This is a genomic window from Streptomyces misionensis (assembly GCF_900104815.1).
Taxonomy (GTDB): Bacteria; Actinomycetota; Actinomycetes; order Streptomycetales; family Streptomycetaceae; genus Streptomyces; species Streptomyces misionensis.
Window position 1 is genome coordinate 947,546 of record NZ_FNTD01000004.1, and the last position, 19,597, is coordinate 967,142.

General features: G+C 75.4%; 10 protein-coding genes. 6 read left to right on the top strand and 4 right to left on the bottom strand.

Annotated elements, in window-relative coordinates:
- Positions 1-44 precede the first annotated feature (44 nt).
- From BLW85_RS05910 to BLW85_RS05920, 3 genes are read right to left on the bottom strand one after another with little or no spacing between them, the layout of a single operon-like run.
- A complete protein-coding gene (locus tag BLW85_RS05910) occupies positions 45-1,037 on the bottom strand; it encodes a glycosyltransferase family 2 protein (protein WP_074991239.1) in 993 nt (330 codons plus the stop codon).
- The gene (locus tag BLW85_RS05915) at positions 1,034-2,668 is read right to left on the bottom strand and encodes a carbamoyltransferase family protein (protein ID WP_074991240.1); all 1,635 of its coding nucleotides are present in this window, start codon (positions 2,666-2,668) and stop codon (positions 1,034-1,036) included. Before BLW85_RS05915 ends, BLW85_RS05910 begins: the two co-directional genes overlap by 4 nt.
- 29 nt (positions 2,669-2,697) lie before the next feature.
- Positions 2,698-3,711 carry an NAD-dependent epimerase/dehydratase family protein gene (locus tag BLW85_RS05920; RefSeq protein WP_070026601.1) on the bottom strand — a complete coding sequence of 338 codons (1,014 nt, stop codon included), beginning with the start codon at positions 3,709-3,711 and terminating at the stop codon, positions 2,698-2,700.
- A 771-nt stretch (positions 3,712-4,482) separates the two neighbouring features.
- On the opposite strand from BLW85_RS05920, the gene BLW85_RS40030 reads away from it, so the two are divergent.
- The gene (locus tag BLW85_RS40030) at positions 4,483-4,821 is read left to right on the top strand and encodes a polysaccharide pyruvyl transferase family protein (protein WP_074991242.1); all 339 of its coding nucleotides are present in this window, start codon (positions 4,483-4,485) and stop codon (positions 4,819-4,821) included.
- On the opposite strand, the gene BLW85_RS05930 is transcribed toward BLW85_RS40030, so the two are convergent.
- Positions 4,742-5,143: a DUF3040 domain-containing protein gene (locus tag BLW85_RS05930; RefSeq protein ID WP_239697605.1), complete on the bottom strand. Its 402-nt coding sequence runs from the start codon at positions 5,141-5,143 to the stop codon at positions 4,742-4,744. The two genes, BLW85_RS40030 and BLW85_RS05930, sit on opposite strands and share 80 nt — an antisense overlap.
- A 421-nt stretch (positions 5,144-5,564) precedes the next feature.
- Between BLW85_RS05930 and eccCa the strand changes: the two genes are divergently transcribed.
- From eccCa to BLW85_RS05955, 5 genes are all read left to right on the top strand, one after another.
- The gene (eccCa, locus tag BLW85_RS05935; protein ID WP_074991245.1) at positions 5,565-9,557 is read left to right on the top strand and encodes a type VII secretion protein EccCa; all 3,993 of its coding nucleotides are present in this window, start codon (positions 5,565-5,567) and stop codon (positions 9,555-9,557) included.
- A 79-nt stretch (positions 9,558-9,636) separates the two neighbouring features.
- Positions 9,637-11,031 carry a type VII secretion integral membrane protein EccD gene (eccD, locus tag BLW85_RS05940; RefSeq protein ID WP_074991247.1) on the top strand — a complete coding sequence of 465 codons (1,395 nt, stop codon included), beginning with the start codon at positions 9,637-9,639 and terminating at the stop codon, positions 11,029-11,031.
- 13 nt (positions 11,032-11,044) lie between these two features.
- Entirely contained in the window at positions 11,045-12,508 is a 1,464-nt protein-coding gene (gene eccB, locus BLW85_RS05945) for a type VII secretion protein EccB (RefSeq protein ID WP_079172269.1), read from the top strand.
- A gap of 4 nt (positions 12,509-12,512) precedes the next feature.
- On the top strand, positions 12,513-16,070 hold the full coding sequence (locus BLW85_RS05950) for a hypothetical protein (protein WP_074991251.1): 3,558 nt from the start codon (positions 12,513-12,515) through the stop codon (positions 16,068-16,070).
- The gene (locus BLW85_RS05955) at positions 16,067-19,561 is read left to right on the top strand and encodes a right-handed parallel beta-helix repeat-containing protein (RefSeq protein ID WP_074991254.1); all 3,495 of its coding nucleotides are present in this window, start codon (positions 16,067-16,069) and stop codon (positions 19,559-19,561) included. The genes BLW85_RS05950 and BLW85_RS05955 overlap by 4 nt, the downstream gene beginning before the upstream one ends.
- Positions 19,562-19,597: the final 36 nt, after the last annotated feature.

A 19,597-nucleotide genomic window follows, 5' to 3' on the forward strand; every position in this document is an offset into this window, starting at 1 on the left:
GGCGGTGCCGTCGCGGGGTACGCCGCTCCGGGGCAGGACGGTGCTCATCCGGTGCCTCCCAGGGGCTGGACGTGGCGGTGTCGGACCGTGCCGCGCAGCCAGTGCCGGACGGCGAGCGGGGGGATGAGGACGCTGGTGCCGACCATGCCCGCGATCTCGCGGGCGGTGCGCGGGCCGGGCAGGATGCGGGCGAGGGCGAACTCGGCGGTGCCCAGGGTCCACAGGGCCGCGCAGACGGCGGCGGCGCGGCGGCGGCCGGCCAGGGCGCAGCCGGCCCCGGCGAGCGCGGCGCCGGTCACCAGGGCGTGGCGGTGCAGCCGGCCGCGGGGCGCCTGCGCGCGGGCCCACCAGTCGGGGCCGTGCAGCCGGTTCATCAGCGCGTCGTCGGCGTTGCCGCGCTGTGCGGGCAGCGAGGCCCACCAGTGGGCCGGGCGGACCGGGTGCCGGGTGACGCGCCGGCCGCGCACCAGCGCCCAGCCGGCCCGCCGCACCCGCAGGGCGAGGTCGGCGTCCTCGCGGAAGGCGCGCGGGAAGCGTTCGTCGAAGCCGCCGACGCGGTCGAGCGCCTCCGTGCGGTAGGCCATGTCGGCGGTCGCCCAGGCGGCGTTCTCCAGGCCCTTGGTGGTGCGTTCCCAGTCGGTGGGCCGGCGGTCCTCGGGCAGCGGTACCCGCAGCTGTCCCTGGATGCCGCCGATGCCCTCGCCGGCCTCGCTCAGGTCCCGGGCGAGCAGCCGGGACCAGTCGGGCAGTACCTGGACGTCGTCGTCGAGGAAGACGGTCCAGGGGGTCTCGACGGTGCGCCAGCCGGCGTTGCGGGCGGCGGCCGGGCCCTTGCCCCCGGTGCGCAGGGTGCGTACCCGGTCGAGCAGCAACCCGGAGGCGGTGAGCGGCAGTTCGCCGTCGGTCTCGGGCCGGTCGTCCACGACGATCACCTCGTGCGGGACGTGTCCCTCGGCCTCCGCGAGGGCGCGCAGGCACTCGGCGAGGCAGGGGCGGCCGACGGTCGGCACGACGACGGTGTAGGCGGGGGCGCTCATGCGAAGACCCCCTTGCGGCGGATCGCGAACGGGCCGAGCACCAGCAGGTCCACGGGCGCGGAGCCGAAGCACTCCAGGGCGTCGCGGGGATCGTCCACCATGGGCCGGCCCGCGGTGTTCAGGCTGGTGTTGACGACGACCGGCAGTCCGGTGCGCCGTTCGAAGCCGTCGATCATCCGTGCGACCAGGGGTTCCTGGTCCCGGTCGACGGTCTGGATGCGGGCGGTGCCGTCGACGTGGACGACGGCGGGGATGCGGTCGCGCCAGTCGGCGGCCACGTCGTGCACGAACAGCATGTGCGGGCTGGGCAGCGGCCCGTCGAAGATCTCGGCGGCGCGTTCGGCGAGCACCATGGGGGCGACCGGCCGGAACTCCTCACGGCCTTTGACCGCGTTGAGCCGTTCCAGGTTCTCCGCCCGGCCGGGGTGGGCGAGCAGCGAGCGGTGGCCGAGCGCGCGCGGCCCGTACTCGCCGCGGCCCTGGAACCAGGCCACGATCCCGTCGGCGGCCAGCGCCTTTGCGGCCGTCTCGGCGATGTCGGCGGGCTCCTCGTACGGTACGGCCGCCCGCTCCAGCCACCCGCGCAGCTCGGCGTCGCTCCAGCCGCGGCCGAGGGCGGCGGTGGGCATCGGCTCCAGGGTGTCCTTCTGGCCGGCGACGTGCGCGGCGGCGCCCAGGGCGGTGCCGGCGTCCCCGGCGGCGGGCTGCACCCACACGTGCGCGAAGCCGCTCTCGCGCCACAGCCGGGTGTTGGCCACGCAGTTGAGGGCGACGCCGCCGGCCATGGTGAGCGCGTCCTCGCCGGTGCGTTCGCGCAGCCGGCGGGCGAGGCTCAGCACGGTCTCCTCCAGGCAGAGTTGGGCGCTCGCGGCGAGGTCGGCGTGGTCCTGGCTCCAGGCGCCGCCGGCCGGGCGCGGGGGAACCAGCTCGGACCAGGGCACGGGCCGGGCCCGGAAGCCGCCCCGGTCGTCGGCGTGGACGTACTCGCGCAGGCGGTCGGCGAAGCGGGGGGCGCCGTAGGAGGCGAGCGCCATCACCTTGAACTCGTCGCTGCTGCGCAGGAATCCGAGGTGCTGGGTGAGGTCCTCGTAGAACAGGCCGAGGGAGTCGGGCAGTTCCTGGGTGCCGAGGACGGTGAGTTCGCGGTTGATGTAGCGGCCGGCGAGGTGGGAGCCGCACTCGCCGCGGCCGTCCAGCACGAGGACCGCGCAGTCCGGGTACGGCGAGACGGGCCCTGCGGAGGCGGCGTGCGCGATGTGGTGCGGGACGAACCTGACCTTGGCCGGGTCGAGTCCGGGCAGGGCCTCGGCGAGGAACTCCGGTGCCCGGCGCGCGTATTCCTGGCGCAGGTGGTCCCAGGGGTCGTCGAGGCCCATCCGGTCGGCGGGACGGGCCAGGGAGGGGTCGTAGGAGTAGGCGACCGCGTCCAGGTCGGACGGGGTGAGGCCGGCCTCGGCCAGGCACCAGCGGGCCGACTGCTCGGGCAGTTCCCAGGCGGAGAAGGGGACGGGCCGCTTGCCGTGCTTGCGGCGGGAGAACCGTTCCTCCTCGGCGGCCGCCACGACCTTGCCGTCGGTGAGCAGGGCGGCGGCGGGGTCGTGGAAGAGTGCGTTGATTCCGAGGACGTGCATGCGCTGCCTCCAGGGCCGCGGGGGGACGCTCAGGTCTGCGGGTGCGCGGCCGGCCGCGGTTCGCCCGCCACCGGCTGCGGGGACTGGGCCGCGAAGTAGGCGATGGTCTGCTTCAGGCCCTCCTCCCAGGGGATCTGCGGTGACCAGCCGAGCAGTTCGCGGGCGAGGGTGGTGTCGGGCCGGCGCCTGCCGGGGTCGTCGACGGGCCGGTCGACGAAGGCGATGGGCGAGCGGGAGCCGGTGAGGGCGACGACGCGGCGGGCCAGGTCGGCGACGGTGATCTCGTCGCTGCCGCCGATGTTCACCGGCCGCACGGACCTGCTCATGGCCACCCGCAGCACGCCGTCGACGGTGTCGTCCACGTAGCACAGCGAGCGGGTCTGGCTGCCGTCGCCGGTCACGGTGACCGGTTCCCCGGACAGGGCCTGGCAGATGAAGGTGGGCACGGCGCGGCCGTCGTGGGCGCGCATCCGCGGCCCGTAGGTGTTGAACAGGCGGACGATCCCGGCGTTGGTGCCCCGGGTGCCGGCGTGCGCGGTGACCAGGGCCTCGGCGAACCGTTTGGACTCGTCGTAGACGCTGCGCGGGCCGACCGGGTTGACGTTGCCCCAGTAGCCCTCGTGCTGGGGGTGCACCTGGGGGTCGCCGTACACCTCGGAGGTGGAGGCCAGCAGCAGGCGGGCGCCGTCGCGCTCGGCGATGCCGAGGACGTTGCGGGTGCCGAGGCTGCCCACGTCCAGGGTCTCCAGGGGCATGCGCAGGTAGTCGGCGGGCGAGGCCGGGCAGGCGAAGTGCAGTACGAGGTCGTAGGGGCCCGGCAGCCGCTCGGCGCAGCCCGGCTCGGAGACGTCGCAGTGCGCGTACCGGAAGCCGGGCCGGTCCTCCAGGTGGGCCACGTTCTCCCGGCGACCGCAGGCCAGGTTGTCGGCGCAGTCGACTTCGACTCCCGAATCCAGCAGCCGCTCGCACAGGTGCGAGCCGAGGAATCCGGCGCCGCCGGTCACGAGGGCGCGCCGCCAGGGAAAAGGTGTGTCACCGGTCATGGGGCATTCCTTCGTCGTCCTTCGTCCACGTACCTCGACGACGTCGATGTCGCGTGCGTACCGGGGACGTTCCCGCGTGGGCGCACGGTGGGAGCCGTGACCACGGACCGGTGGCACCGGCCCGTCGTGCGGGGAGAGGACAGGGCTCGGGTCCCGCGGATCGGAGGACCGCCCTGCTCGGCCGCCGCTGTCTGGACGGCACTGGCAGCTGAGTTCCCCTGCCAGTTGGTTTCACACGTTGGACTCTTATTGTCCGGTGGGCCGGGTACTCGCGCGACTCAGGTCACCGAGAGTGCAGGTGGGAGCCATGCGGGACGAGCTGGTGGCAGCGCTGCCGCGCACTCTGGGGCGGCCCCGGCGGACGCTGGTCGCCGGCTGGTTCAGCCTGCGGCACGGGGAGGCGGCGGCCGGGGACGTGCTCGCCGAGCGGCAGGTGTCGGCGGCCCTCACCGCGGCGGGCGTCCGCCATGACACGGCGTGGAGCCCCGGTTTCCGCCCCGGGCGCTGTCCCCGGACGCCGTGCGGCCCGAGGGGTACGACGCCTCCTCTTCGTGTGCGGGCCGGTGCACGGCCCCGAGTGGCGGCCCTTCATGCACGGTTCGGGAGTTGTCGGCGACTCGCGGTCGGGGTGATCCTCACCCACGGCCAGGGCGAGTACGGCCGGCGCCGGCGGTACGAGGAGGTGAGTGCCCGGATCACCGACTGGCCGGCCGGCAAGGACTGCGCTCGGGTACCGGTGGACACGCGCCTGGCGACGGACGACTGGCGGCTGTGCGCCACGGGCGGCAGTTCCTGTCCCTCGTCTCCCGCCTCGACCTGGTCGTCACCACCCGCCTGCACGGCCTGCTCCTGTCCCTGCGCACGGGCACCCCGGTGATCGCCGTGGACCCGGTGGCGGGCGGCGCAGGGAGGCGTCGTGGCAGCATCAGGAGCCCGGTACGCGCCGTCGCGCGGGACGCGGCGGCGCGTCAGGAGCAGCGCCCGGCGAACCCGGCGCGGCACCGGCCGGACCGCCCTGGATTCCGGTTCCTCAGAGCCGGGAGTTCACCCCGCCCCTGCTCCGGTGGCGGGCCGCCCGGCACAGCAGGCGGAAGGCCTGGAAGAGGGTGAGCGGCCACAGCACCGCGAAGCACCAGAGCAGTCCGGGGTCCTCGGTGCGGATGCCCATGACCGCCGAGAACACCGATGCCACGCCCAGCAGCAGCACTCCCACCGGCAGCCACAGCCGCCGGCGCGTCCGGCCCCGGCGGGCGCCGCCCCGGCGTGCCCGTGGCTCCTCGCCCATGCGGCGGGCGAAGCCCCGGTCCCGGCGCAGGCGAGCCTCGATCTCCAGCAGCGCGAGCCGTTCGCGCGGCGACAGCCGTATCTCCTCGCGTCTGTCCCACATCTCCCAGTCGTCCACGGCGACGGCACCTCCTCCGCGCTCGGCCATCTCCGGGCCCCGAGTTCCCCGGGGCGGCCGAGCCGAAGCGGAGCGGCACGGGACGTCAGTATTCGGCCACCCGCAGTGACCGCCGTCGCTCCGTCCGCCGCGTTCACGCGGTGGTTACCAGAGCTTCATTTTCACATCGCGCGGGACCGACAACGCCTGCGTGGCCATCAACATGTCCGAAGTTGAGCAGAATTGACGGCAGATCAGTCAGCGATGACCATCCCGATCGGTCAAAAGACAAGCAAAATTTGGCCGTTGGCGCCTCGCGGCTTGAGATGCGTTCACCCACCACAGACTTCCCATGCTTATCATCAGGCCACTAGTGGATCACTGCCCTCCGCAAGTCGGCGCACAACGCGCGTCACCGCAGCAGTGGTTGACCAGTCACATCCACTTGAGCGCCTCAGAAAGGTCCGCGCCATTGAGCACCGTGGTGGCCAAGCGATCACCGCGCGCCGAGGGCCCGCAGCTCCCCGAGGGACAGGTAGAGCTGGCGGAGCCACCGGTTCTGGGGGAGCCGGCCAGCGCCGATTTCGGATCGGCGCTGATGTACCTGCCCATGGCGCTGGGCACCGGCGCCATGGTGCTGATGTTCTCCATGCGCAGCGCCGGACCGGCGACGTACATGATGTCCGGGATGATGGGCGTCGCCATGGTCAGCATGACGCTGACCCAGATCGGCCGGGCCGGTGCCGAGCGCCGGCGCCGGATGCGGGCCGAGCGGCGTGACTACCTGCGCTACCTCGCGCAGAAGCGCCGGCAGGCCCGGCAGGCCGCCGAACAGCAGCGGGCCGCCCTGCTGTGGGACAACCCCGAGCCGGGTCAGCTGTGGGCGCTGGCGATGGGCCCCCGGCTGTGGGAACGCCGCCCGGCGCACGAGGACTTCGGCCGGGTCCGCATCGGGCAGGGCATCCGGCGCGCGGCGCTGGAGTTCCTGCCGCCGCAGACCAAGCCGGTGGAGGACCTGGAGCCGCTGACCGCCATCTCGCTGCGCCGCTTCACCAAGGCGCACCAGACCGTGCCCCGGCTGCCGATCCCGGTCGCGCTGCGCCGCTTCACCAGCGTCGAGCTGGCCGGCGAGCCGGAGCCCGCGCTCGCGCTGCTGCGCGCGATGGTGGCGCAGCTCGCCGTGTTCCACTCCCCCGACGAGCTGCGGATCGCCCTGCTGGGCGGGGAGTCGGCGCGCGCGGAGTGGGACTGGCTCAAGTGGCTGCCGCACAACGCGCATCCGCACGAGGAGGACGACGCGGGCCAGGTCCGGCTCGCCGCCGAGGACCACGACGCGCTGATGGACCTGCTCGGCACCGAGGTGCGCGACCGTCCCGACCACGACCCGGACGCCCCCCCCAGCGTGGCCGAGCCGTTCGTGGTGGTCCTGGCGCAGGGCGTACGGCTGCCCGAGAGTTCGCGGCTGCTCAACGGCGGGCTGCGCAACGTCGTCCTGCTGGACGCGACCGGCGCGATGACCGGCGGTCCGAAGGTGCTGCGGCTGACCACGCGCGGCACCGGTGTCGCCTTCCCGGCCGGTGACGACACGGTGACCGCCGAGGCCGACGCGGTGAGCCGGACCCAGGCCGACACGCTCGCCCGGCTGCTCGCGCCGATGCGCACCAGCGGCAGCGTCGACCTGGTGGACCGGCCGCTGGAGTCGGACTTCGACCTCACCGCGCTGCTCGGCATCCGCGACCCGCGCACCTTCGACGTGACCGCCAAGTGGCGCCCCCGGGCGACCCAGTCCGCCCGTCTGCTGGTGCCGCTCGGCGTCACCGAGGAGGGCGAGGTCGTCGAACTGGACATCAAGGAGTCGGCGCAGGGCGGCATGGGCCCGCACGGACTGCTCATCGGCGCCACCGGTTCCGGCAAGAGCGAGCTGCTGCGCACCCTGGTGATGGGCCTGGTCGCCACGCACTCCTCCGAGATCCTCAACCTGGTGCTGGTCGACTTCAAGGGCGGCGCGACCTTCCTCGGGATGGACCGGCTGCCGCACACCTCGGCGGTCATCACCAACCTGGCCGACGAGATCCATCTCGTGGACCGCATGCGGGACTCCATCAACGGCGAGATGATCCGCCGTCAGGAGCTGTTGCGCGAGTCCGGGTACTCCTCGCTGTTCGACTACGAGAAGGCGCGGGGCGCCGGGGCGAATCTGACACCGCTGCCCTCGCTGCTGATCATCGTGGACGAGTTCTCCGAACTGCTGGCCAGCAAGCCGGAGTTCGTGGACCTGTTCGTCTCCATCGGCCGGCTGGGCCGGAGCCTCGGCGTGCATCTGCTGCTGGCCTCCCAGCGGCTGGACGAGAGCCGCATCCACAAGGTCGAGGGCCATCTGTCGTACCGGATCGCCCTGCGCACGTTCTCCGCGATGGAGTCGCGCAGCGTCATCGGTGTCTCGCACGCCTATGAACTGCCCTCGGCGCCGGGCAACGGCTACCTGAAGGTGGACACCACCAACCTGGTCCGGTTCAAGGCGGCCTACGTCTCCGGTCCCGCGCCGGAGCCGGTGAGCGAGGCGGAGCACAGCGCCCGGCTGGCCGCCGCCCAGGAGATCACCGTGTTCGGCCTGGAGCAGCAGGGCACGCTGCGCTCCGAGCGCGCCGCCGAGCTGGAGGCGGAGGCGGCCGCGCTCCAGGCGTCCGCCGCCGCCGAGCGCCGGGCGGCCGCCGGGTCGTCGGGCGACGAGCAGAACGAGGAGAGCCTGCTGGAGGTGCTGATCGGGCGCCTGGCGGAGAGCGGGCCGCCGGCCCGGCAGGTGTGGCTGCCCCCGCTGACCGAGTCCCCGAGCCTGGACCAGCTGCTGCCGGGCATCGTCCCGGACCCGGTACGCGGCATGAGCGCGGCGGAGCACCCCTCGCCGGGTTCGCTGCGGGTGCCGCTGGGCATCGTCGACCGGCCCTTCGAGCAGCTGCGCGAACTGCTGGTCGCCGACCTGTCCGGCGCGGACGGGCACATCGGCGTGGCGGGTGCCCCGCAGACCGGCAAGTCGACCCTGCTGCGCACCCTGATGCTGTCCCTGGCGCTGACCCACACGCCGGAGGAAGTCCAGTTCTACTGCCTGGACTTCGGCGGTGGCGGTCTGGTCTCCACCGCCGGTCTGCCGCACGTCGGCTCGGTCGCCACCCGTCTGGAGCGCGACCGCGTCCTGCGCACCGTGGCCGAGCTGACGCAGCTCCTGGAGAAGCGCGAGGAGGAGTTCACCTCGCGCGGCCTGGAGTCGATGGCGGCGTACCGCAGGCTGAAGGCCGCGGGCGAGATCGACGACCCGTACGGCGATGTGTTCCTGGTGGTCGACGGCTGGGGCACGCTGCGCCAGGACTACGAGGAGCTGGAGCCCCGGGTCATCGAGATGGCGGCGCGCGGGCTGTCGTTCGGTCTGCATGTGATCGGTTCCGCCGTGCGCTGGTCGGAGTTCCGGCCCCGGCTGCGCGACCTGCTGGGCACCAAGTTCGAGCTGCGCCTCGGTGATTCGATGGAGTCCGAGGTGGGCTCCCGGACCGCCGCGGCCGTGCCGCACCAGCCCGGCCGCGGTCTGACGGCGGGCGGCCACCACTTCCTGTCTGCGCTGCCCCGGCTGGACGGCTCCGGCGAGACCGGCGACCTGACCACCGCCACCAAGTCGGCCGTCGCGGAGATCGACACCTTCTGGACGGGCCGTCCGGCACCGGGCGTCCGGCTGCTGCCGACCCGGCTGCCGGTCACCCAGCTCCCGGACGCCGAGGGCGACCTGCGGGTCTGCCTCGGCTGGGACGAACAGCGCCTGGAACCCGTCTGGCACGACTTCACCGCCAACCCGCACCTGATGGTGTTCGGCGACGGGGAGACCGGCAAGACCAACGCGCTGCGCCTGATGGTCCGCGCCATCACCTCCCGCTACACCCCGGACGAGGCCCGCATCATGGTCGCCGACCCGGGCCGCGGACTGCTCAACGCGGTGCCCGAGGAGTACCGGGTCGGGTACGTCGTGGACAGCGACGCCCTCACCCAGCTCGCCAACAGCGCCTCCGTGTCGGTGGGCAAGCGGGTGCCGGGCCCGGACATCAGCCCGGAGCAACTGGCCCGCCGCGACTGGTGGGAGGGGCCGCGGCTGTTCGTCCTCATCGACGACTACGACCTGTTCTCCGGCACCCCCGGCACCCCGCCGCCGATGGCGCCGCTGGTCCCGCTGCTCGCCCAGGGTCTGCACATCGGCATGCACGTGGTCATCGCCCGCAGCACCTCCGGCTCGGTGCGCGCCATGATGGACCCGGTGCTGCGCCGCCTGTGGGAACTGGGCAACCCCGGACTGCTCTTCTCCTACCCCAAGGAAGAGGGCAAGTTCCTCGGCGAGGCCAAGCCGCGCACCCTCCCCGCGGGCCGCGCCCAGCTCGTCACCCGCCGCTCGGTCAGGCTCGTACAGACCGGACTGGTGACCCCGTGAACCGCGCCGCGCCCCCAGGCCGCCGCTCGCCCGGCCGGCCCGTCCCCCTCCCCCACGTCCCCATCCCAGGAGCAGTCCGATGACCACCGCGCCCGCGGTCACCGCACCCGCCTCGGAGGTCTGCCGGGTCACGGTGGTGGGCCCCACCGGCCGCGCCGATCTCGCGATCCCGCTCACCACCCCGGTCTCCGCGCTGCTGCCCGTCCTGGTCCGCCATGTGACGACGGACGCGGCCGACCGGGGCAGGCCCTGGGTGCTGCAACGGCTCGGCGAGGACCCGTTCGACGCGGACGCCACCCCGGCCACCGCCGGCCTGCGCCACGGCGAGGAGCTGCATCTGCGGCCCGCCGACGATCCGCTGCCGGCCCTGCACTTCGACGACGTCTCCGACGGTGTCGCGCACGTCGTGACAGCGTTGCCAGGCGGCTGGCACCCCAAGCTGACCCGGACACTCGCGCTGGTCATGGCGGTGCTGACGCTGCCCGCCCTGGGGTACGCGCTGCTGGGCTTCGGACCGGGCCTCGCGGCCTCGGCCGGCGCCGGGGTGATCGCCGTACTGCTGGCCGCCGGGTGTGTGGCCGCCGCGCGGCTGGGCGCCGACGAGGGCAGTGTGCTGGTGGCCGGGCTGGGCGCGCTCGCGTTCGGCGGGCTGGCCGGGCTGACGTTCCGCCAGGGGCCGCACGGCGGTTACGCGCCGGGGCTGCCCGGGGTGCTGGCCGCGGCGGGCTGCGTCGCGGTGGTGGCCATCGCCCTGCTGGCGCTGCGCCCGCTGCCGCTGGTGGTCCCCGGCACCCTGCTGGTGACCGCGCTCGCGGCCGCCGTGGGCACCGGTCTGATGCGGGCCGCGCACTGGCACGGCGGGCAGGCGGTCGCCGTCGTCGCGGTCGCGATGTTCGTCCTTGGCCACTTCGGGCCCCGGCTCACCCTGCGCATGGCCCGGCTGCGGGTGCCCCTGCTGCCGCACAACGCGGCCGAGCTCCAGGAGGACATCGAGCCCGAGCCGCAGGAGCGGGTGGAGCGCAGGGTCAAGGCGGCCAGCGCCTACCTGGACACGCTCAGCGTCTCCTCCGCCCTCGTGTACGCGGCCGGCTTCTGGTACATGACGCGCGTGGCCGGCTGGATCGGATGGGTGCTGCCGCTGGTGTTCGCGGGCGCGGTACTGCTGCGGGCCCGCGGCCTGAACCGGGCGGCGCAGCGCGTGCCCACCGTGCTCGCCGGGGCCGCCGGGCTGGTCACGGTGGCGCTCACGCGGTTCGCCCCGGCGGGCGGCGGCGCCCGGGTGATCGTCGTCGCCGTCCTGCTCGCCGCGGTCGTGGGGCTGCTGGTGGCGGCGTGGCGGCTGCCCGGCGGGCGGCTGCTGCCGGTGTGGGGCCACAGCGGCGACCTGCTGGAGACCGTCACGGCGATCGCGCTGCTGCCCCTGCTGCTCCAGGTCCTGCACGCGTACGCCTACTTCCGCTCCCTGACGAGCTGAGAGGGGCCGGAGCATGCAGACCCGACGCGACCACATGCAGGCGTACCAGTTCGCCATGGGCCGGCTGGCGACCGCGCTGGTCACCGGCGACCCCGGCCGGGGCGACAGCCCGACCAGACGGGCCGCGCTGGGCAGCTTCTTCGGCGCGGGACTCGTCGTCCTGCTGTGCCTGGGGTTCCTGGTCTACGGGAAGCTGTCGCCGGTGACCACGGCGGCCTGGCGGGAGCCCGGCTCGATCATCGTGGAGAAGGAGACCGGCACCCGCTACCTCTTCCTCGACGGCCGGCTGCGGCCGGTGCGCAACTACGCCTCCGCGCTGCTGCTGACCGGCAAGGGCGGTGCCGTGCGCACCGTCGCGGCGAAGGCGCTCAGCGGCGTACCGCACGGCGCGCCGGTCGGTATCGACGGCGCGCCCGACTCGCTGCCCACCCCGGCCACCCTGCTGGCGCAGCCCTGGACCGACTGCCTGCGCCCGGACCTGCCGTCCGGCCATGTGGTCGACTTCGCGCCGGGCGGCAGGACCGTCGCGTTCCCGGCCGGCCGGCAGCTGCTGCTGAAGGCCGCGAACGGCAAGCGGTTCGTGTTGTTCGGGGGCGTCAAGTACCCGGTCCCCGCGCAGTCCGCGCTGATCGCGCTGGGCCTCGACGGCGACCGGCCCGTGGCCGCGTCCGCCGCCTGGCTGGCCGCCGTGCCGACCGGGGCGGCGCTCGCCCCGGCGAAGCTCGACGGGAGGGGCGGCGCGGCCGGGACCATCGCCGGACGGCCGGTCACCGTGGGGCAGTTGTTCACCACCGCCGCGGCCGGCGCCAAGCACAGCTATGTGATGACCAACGACGGAATCGCCCAAGTCAGCGCCAGCGAGGCGGCGTTGCTCGCGGCCGAGCCGGGCGCTCCGGCGCCGCGCCAGGTGTCGGTGACCGACATCGCGTCCGCCCGGGTCGCCGCCGGTCACTCCCTGGACAGCGGGGTGCCGGACCTCCTCGGCGCCCCGGCCGCCGACACCTCCCGGCAGGCGGTGTGCCTGCGCGAGACCTCCCGGGGCGCCCGGCTGAGCGTGAGCGTGGTCATGGAGGGCGGCCCGGCGGCGACCGGGAAGCAGCAGGTGCTGGTGCCGCCGTCGCACGGCGTGTACGCCGTGGACCAGGCCGAGCTGGCGGTCCGGACGCCGAACCCGCACACCTACCTCGTCACCGACCAGGGCATCCTCTATCCGCTGGGCAGCTCCGCCGCGCCGTCCCTCGGCATCGGCGGCACCCCGACCGCGCTGCCGGGGAGCCTGCTGGCGGCGCTGCCGCACGGCCCGGCGCTGGACCGTACGGTGGCGGCGCTGACCGTGAAGTCCGGTCAGGGCGGCGGCACTTCGGTGTCCTCCTCCGGCTCCGGTGCCTCGGCCGCCGGACGGACCTCGGGCCGCGCGCCCGTCCCCTCGGTCTCCAGCGAACCGTCCCCGACCGGCTCCGCGGCCCGGGTGGGGTGAGCGGATGCGCAGAGGACTGGGCGCCGCCCGGCTGGGCGGGACCGCGTTGCAGTGCCGGGCCGAGGGCCGGGCCCTGCTCGTGCACCCCAAGGGCGAACCCGACCCGCACGCCGCCGCGTTCGCCGCGGGGCTGGCGCCGGACCCCCAGCACACCCTGGCCGTGGTGGACCTCCCGCACGGCGCGCTGGAGGGCTCGGCGGACGCGGTGGCACGCCTGCTGGCGGGCCGGGGCGACAGCCTGCGCCTGGTCTTCGGCCGCAGTACGCCCCAGGAGGCGCGGGCCGTCGCCCAGCGCATCGCCGACCGGCTGGACCGGCTGGTGCTCGCGCCGGACGGCGAGCTGCTGCCGACCTCCGGCGGCGGCCTGTTCATCCCGAGCGACCACGGCGCGGGCTGGCTGCGGTTCCGGCCGGGCCGGGCGGCGGAACGGGACTCGAGGCGCTTCCCCAAGCCGCGCTGGGAGTTCTCCACCTTCGACCGCCCCTGGCCGACCAGCGGGCACGGGGTCGCCGAGCCGGTGCCCAGCGGGGTGTGGGTGCGCAGCCCGCACGACCACGCCGCCGCCGAGAGCGGCCGGCGGCTGGTGGACCGGCTGCCGAGCCACCCGGACATCCTCACCGTGGTGCTCGGCAGTCCGGGCGGACCGCCGGTGACCCTGGCCGATGTGACCCGGCTGTGGGAGACGGTGCTGCCCTCCGCGCGTTCCTGGGTGCGGTTCCTGCACCTCGGCCCGGTCGCGCTGCCCGAGGGCGCGGAGGCGCTGGGGCAGGAACTCGCCGACGCGCTCGGCCAGCAGGTGGTGCTGTACGCGGGCGTGCCCGTCGAGGCGCGCGTCGGTCTGGACTCTCCCGAGGTGGCGGCGGTGCGGCCGGACGGCACGCTGGGCCACCGCCCGTTCGTCAGCGAGCTGATGTACTTCCCGCGCACCGGGGAGGTCCCGGCGCCGCCCGCGCTCTTCGGGCTGCGCGGGCCCCTGTTCGGGGTGCCGGAGATCACCACGGGGGTGTACGAGTACGCCGCCGATGCGGTGCTGGAGGTGGTGCAGAGCGGGCTGTGGATGCGGCCGCTGGCCGAGCCCGCGGGCGGTGACGCGGTACGCCGGATACCGGCGGCGCCCGGGTACGCCGCCATTCTCTACGACCGCAGCACGCCCGGCGCGGAGGAGCGCATGCGCTCCCTCGCCGAGGACATGCTGTGGCGGCTCGACCCGGAGCGCCGCGAGGGCTTCACGGTCGCCCCCGCCGACGAGCCGGGCCAGGTGGCCGTCACGACGGACGACGCCCATCTGTGGTCGGCGCAGGCGCCCGCCGCGACCGGACCGCAGGCGGCGGCCGCGGTCGCACCGCGTGGCCCGGTCCGCCCGGCGGGGGCCGCGCCGTGGACCCCGGCGCAGCCGCCCAGGGCGGAGACACGGGAGACGGGGGCGGGTGCGTCGTCCGCCTTGGCGTACCTGGACGTCGACGCGCCGCCGGCCGCGGGCCGGGGCGATGCCTCTCCGGCGATGCCTCCCGTGGTGGCGCCGCCCGCGGCCAGGACCGAGTCCGAGGTGCCGTCGGCGGTGCCGCCGAAGGTCGAGACGGACGGCGAGCCCGCGCGCGGCGACGCCGGGGCGGTCGCCTCGGCGGCGGCCGGGAGCGTGGCGCCGCAGCGGCTGCCGGACGCACCGGTCGCCGTGCCCGCGCCGTCACCGGGTGACGGCCCGGCACCCGCGTCCACCGCTCAGGGGCCTGCCGGTCCCGTGCCGCCTGGACCGGTCCCGCCGGCTCCGGCAGGCTCGCAGGCGACCCGTCCCGCCGCGCCCGCGCGGGTCCCCCTGCCGAACCTGCCGGCCGTGTCGGAACCGGGGGGTACGGCAGGACCGGACGGCCCGATGCCGCAAGGAGACACCCCGCAGCACGCCGACACCCCAACGCGCCCGTCCACGCGGCGGACCGACGTGCCGCCGCGACCGCCCGCCCCCGAACCGGGGGGTACGGCAGGACCGAACGGCCCGATGCCGCGGGGACACACCCCGCAGCACGCCGACACCCCCACACGCCCGTCCACTCCGGCCACACGGCGGACCGACGCGCCGCCGCAGCCGCCCGCCCCGGAGCCGGTGTGGGCCGACACCCCGTCGGCACCATCCGCACCGGAGACAGGGCGCGGCCCGGCAGGCGTGCCCACCGGGGCACCCAGCCCGGTATCCGGCGCCCCGGCGGCCCACGTACCCACACCACCGGCTCCCCCCGCCCCCGGTGCCGACGGACCGCAGGCACCACCGCCGACTCCCACCGGCCCCGGGCCGCGGCACGCCCCGGCCGGCACACCCGCCGGAGCGCCCGAAGGACCCGGCACCGGAACACCCGGCCCGGTACCCAGCGCCCCGGCGCCCCGCATACCCACGCCGCCCGCCGTCGGCGTCCCGCGCCCCCAGTCGCCGGAGGCAACCGGCCCCGGGCCGCAGGGCGCCCCCCAGGCGCCGTCCGCCCCGGGCACGCCGGACGCCGAGGCGCCGCGCGTCCAGTCCCCGGCGCCGGCCCCCGCCGTACGTCCCGCACCGGCGCCCGCGCGGATGATCCGGCTGGAGTCCGACTCCCCGGCCGCCGCTCCCGCCGAGCCCGCGGGGCCCGCCGACGGGGGCCGGGCCGAGCAGCCGGTGCCGTCCGCCGTTGCCGGGGGTACCGCGACGAAAGCCGGCGCTCCCGCGGCCGCGGCACCCGGTGTCCGGGTCCAGCCCGTGCCCAAGGCGTCCGCCTGCGCCGTGCCACCGGAGCGGGGCATCGCGAAGGAACGGGACTGGGTGCGGCGAACGTTGAGCACGCAGTACAACGCCGTCGCGGGCACCGTCTCGCGGGTGATGTCGGAGTCACCGGGGCTGCGCGGCGGCGCACGCGGGGAGGGAGACGCGCTCACCGACCTGGTGGCCGTGCGGCTCTTCCTGTCCGGCGACCACGCGCAGGTCAACGAGGCCGTACGGACGGCCGCCGTGGGCCCGCACGTGCCGTTGGCCCGCTGTGTGGCCTCCGGGCTGCGCAGGCTGCCCTCCTACCGTGGCGCGGCCCTGCTGCGGGCCCGCGCCACGGCGGCCGAGCGCGCGTGGTTCCGCGAGGGCCGGCTGGTGTCCGAGTGGTCGTTCTGCACGGCGTACAGCGCCCCGCACCCGGGCCCGCCGGGCGGCACCGACTTCCTCATCTGGTCGATCACCGCCCGCCGCACCAATCTGATCGACCCCGCCGAACCGGACCGGGTGGTGTTCCTGCCCGGCACCACCTTCAAGGTGCTGCGCCCCTCGGACGGCGAAGGCCCGGTGCTGCTGCGGGAGTTGTCGCCCTCGGAGATCGCCTCCGACGGCAAGGTGGACGTCCAGCGGGTGCCGTTGGACGAGATCGCCCTGGACGGACTGGACCGGGCGGCGAGTGCGCTGCGTGCCGATGACGCGGCGGAGCGGGACCAGCGGGGCGGCGCGCGGGCGAAAGAGCGCTTCGGGACGCCTCCGGGCCTCATCGGTGGACCGCCGCGGCAGCGCCCCCGCGGCAACGGCGGCGCCCCGAGTGCGCCTGACGAGGGAGCGAAACTGTGACCCGGCCCGTGCTACTGGTGTCCCCGGACCGCCCCGGGGCGTACCGGACCATCGCGGACGCCCTGGCGGACGCCACCGACGGCGCGCTCATCACCGTAGCCCCCGGCCGTTACGACGAGACGCTGTACCTGAACCGTCCGCTGACCCTGGCCGCCGAGGGCGCGGGCGGCACCGTGGAGATCGCGTCGGCCTCGGGCAGCACCGTGGTACTGGACGCGGAGGCCGTGCAGCTCACCGGCCTCCAGCTGACCGGCACCGACCGCGAGGCCCCGGTGCTGGACGTGCGGCGGGGACAGGCCGCGCTGGACGGCTGCCGGATCTCCGGCGCGGCCTGGGCGGCCGTGCTGGCCTGGCAGGACGGCGTGGTCGCGCTGCGCGACTGCCGGATCACCAACGCCCAGGGCGCCGGCATCGTGGTCACCTCCGGCGGGGGCAACGCGGTGGAGCGCTCGCACATCGAGGAGGTCGGCTCGTCGGCGGTCGTGGTGGCCGAGCACGGCCGGCTGACGCTGCGCGACTGCCGTCTGGACCGGGCCCGCGGCAACGGTGTCTGCGTCAACGGCCAGGCGACGGCGGTGGTGGAGGCCACCCGGATCAGCGGCAGCGGCAAGCCCGCGCTCGCCGTGGAACAGCACGCGCGGGCCACGCTGACCGGTGTGGAGGTGAGCGGCAGCGCGGCGCTGGACGCGTATCTGACCAGTGCCGCCGAAGTCGTCCTCACCGGCTGCTCGTTCACCGGTTCCGGCGGCCAGGCGGTGCGGGTCGGCGAGGGCAGCGCTCCGGTGCTGCGTTCCTGTGTGGTCTCCGGCGCGGCGCGCGAGGGTGTCCACGTCGCGCCGGGCGGGCGGCCCCGGCTGGAGGACTGCCGGATCACCGGCACCCCGACCGGTCTGCTGGTGGAGGCGGGCGGGCGGGCCGAGTGCGCCGGGCTGACCGTCGAGGGCGCCACGACCACGGCCGTCCACGCGGCCGACGGCGAGGTGGTGCTGGAGCGGCTGACGACCGAGGGCGGTGGCGGCACCGCGCTGCGGGCCGCCGGAGCCAAGGCGCGGCTGACCGTTCGCGAAGCCGAGTTGACCGTCGGCGGGGCGTCCGGTGTGGAGTTGTCGGACGGCGCCTTCGCGACGCTGTCGGCGCTGCGGCTGCGCTCGGGCGGTGGCACGGGCCTCGCGCTCGCCTCCGGCGCCCGCGCCGAGGTGACCGGCTCGGCGTTCTCCGGCTGCTCGACGGTCGTCGGGGCCGATGCCGAACTGACCGCCCGTGACAGCGAGTTCACGGGCGCGGACGGCGACGGCATCCGGGTCAGCGCGGGCGGCGCGGTCACCGCCGTCGGCTGCCGGGTCAACGGCGCGCGCGGCCACGGCGTGAACGTCCAGGCGTCCTCGCGGGCCGAGTTGACCAACTGCACGGTCTTCGACAACGGCGGCGACGGGGTGCGCTGCAACACCGACGAGCCGGTGCGGGTGCACGACTGCGAGATCCGCGACAACGGCGGCGCGCCGGTCCGCCAGCTGAAGTCGGGCCAGGTGTCGGTGGAACGCGTCGACACCGGCACCGACCCGTCCGGCCGCACGCTGGACAGCGCGGGCGGCGGCGACGGGGCCGCCCCGGCGGACGGCGGCCCGGGGACACCGCAGGCCGCGCACACCGGCACCGGCCCGCTCGCGGAACTGGAGGCGCTGGTCGGTCTGGAGAGCGTGAAGCGCGAGGTCACCGGGCTGATCAATCTGAACAAGATGGCCCAGCGCCGCCAGGAGATGGGCCTGCCGATGCCGCCCATGAGCCGGCACCTGGTCTTCGCGGGGCCGCCCGGCACCGGCAAGACGACGGTGGCCCGGCTGTACGGCGCGGTCCTCGCGGAGCTGGGCATCCTCAGCCAGGGCCACATCGTGGAGGTGGCCCGCGCCGACCTGGTCGCGCAGATCATCGGCGGTACGGCCATCAAGACCACGGAGGTCTTCAACAAGGCGCTGGGCGGCGTCCTGTTCATCGACGAGGCGTACACGCTCACCGCCCAGTCGCGCGGCACCGGTCCCGACTTCGGGCAGGAGGCCGTCGACACGCTGATGAAGCTGATGGAGGACCACCGCGACGAGGTCGTGGTGATCGTGGCCGGCTACTCCGCGCAGATGGAGCAGTTCCTCGCCTCCAACCCCGGCATGGCCTCCCGGTTCGCCCGCACGGTGGAGTTCCCCAACTACAGCGCCGAGGAACTGGTCACCATCGTGCGGGGCCTGTGCGGCAAGCACTACTACGAGCTGTCGGACTCCGCGCTGGAGGCGCTGGACCGGTACTTCCAGGACGTGCCCAAGGGCGCCACCTTCGGCAACGGCCGTGTCGCCCGCCAGGTGTTCGAGGAGATGATCAGCAGGCAGGCCTCCCGGCTGGCCGCCGAACCACCGGGCGACGACGCCGAGTTGTCCCGCCTCACCAGCGCGGACGTCATCACGGTGCCGGGTGGCACGGCCGACACCGCGGCCGCGGCGCGCAGCGGTCCGGGCACCGCACCCGAGCAGCCCTCGGCGCCCGACCGTACGGCACCCACCGGCACGGCACCCGCGACGACGACGCCGTCCGGCACGGCGGCCCCCTCCGCCGCGCTGCGCAAGCTGGCGGCGATGACCGGGCTCGACGCGGCCAGGACCGCGCTGCGCAGCCGGGTGGAGGCGCTGGCCGGGGCCGGACGGCAGCCCGGGGCACCGGTGTCGGCGCAGGCCAACATCGTGCTGGAGGGACCGCTGGGCAGCGGCCGGCGGGCGCTGGCCCGGGCGTACGGGCGGTGTCTGACCGAGGCGGGGCTGCTGACCTCGGGCACCGTGCACGAGGTACGGCTGTCCGCGCTCCCGGCGCGGTTCCCGCAGCAGCCCGCCCACCGGCTGGCGGCCGCACTGGAGGAGGCCGAGGGCGGTCTTCTCGTGCTGCACCTCGACGACGCCCTCGGCCGGCGCTCGCCCGCCGAGCGCGCGGCGGTGCTCGACGGGCTGGCCCGGCTGGCCGCCACGCCGTGCGACTCGGTGCTGGCGCTGTGCGGCTCGCCCGCCGAGCTGCGTGCGCTGGTCGGTGAACGGGCGGACGTGGCAGGCGAGTTCGCCGAGTACCTGCGGCTCGACCCGTACACCGTGGAGCAGGCCATCGAGCTGGTGCGCCGCCGGTTGTGGGCGTTCGGCTTCCAACTGGCCGACGACGCGGTGCGGATGCTGGCCGCCGCCTTCGAGGCCGCGCCACCGCGCGGGGGCGCCTGGGAGGCACACCGGCTGGCGGAACGGCTCGCCGCGACCGCGCGCACCCGCACCGTCGCCGCCTCCGACCTCCCCCGGCCGCAGGCCCCCGCCGCTCCGGCGGCGACCGCGTCCGCACCACAGGCTCCGGATCCGGCCGCGAACGCCGTACCCGCCCCGCCCCCGCCCCCGGCGAACGGCACGGCACCGGCCGAGGGCCGTCCGGGCCCGGCGGAACCACCGCAGCAGCCGAGGCCGCTGGTGCAGACCTAACAGACGTCCGCCCCGCCGAGGCACGGCCTTCCGTGC

What these genes read in the sequence shown, in the direction of transcription:
- BLW85_RS05915 (WP_074991240.1), bottom strand. Translation starts at nt 2,668, where the DNA reads ATGCACGTCCTCGGAATCAACGCACTCTTCCACGACCCCGCCGCCGCC.
- BLW85_RS05920 (WP_070026601.1), bottom strand. Translation starts at nt 3,711, where the DNA reads ATGACCGGTGACACACCTTTTCCCTGGCGGCGCGCCCTCGTGACCGGC.
- BLW85_RS05910 (WP_074991239.1), bottom strand. Translation starts at nt 1,037, where the DNA reads ATGAGCGCCCCCGCCTACACCGTCGTCGTGCCGACCGTCGGCCGCCCC.
- eccD (WP_074991247.1), top strand. Translation starts at nt 9,637, where the DNA reads ATGACCACCGCGCCCGCGGTCACCGCACCCGCCTCGGAGGTCTGCCGG.
- BLW85_RS05950 (WP_074991251.1), top strand. Translation starts at nt 12,513, where the DNA reads ATGCGCAGAGGACTGGGCGCCGCCCGGCTGGGCGGGACCGCGTTGCAG.
- eccB (WP_079172269.1), top strand. Translation starts at nt 11,045, where the DNA reads ATGCAGACCCGACGCGACCACATGCAGGCGTACCAGTTCGCCATGGGC.
- BLW85_RS05930 (WP_239697605.1), bottom strand. Translation starts at nt 5,143, where the DNA reads ATGGCCGAGCGCGGAGGAGGTGCCGTCGCCGTGGACGACTGGGAGATG.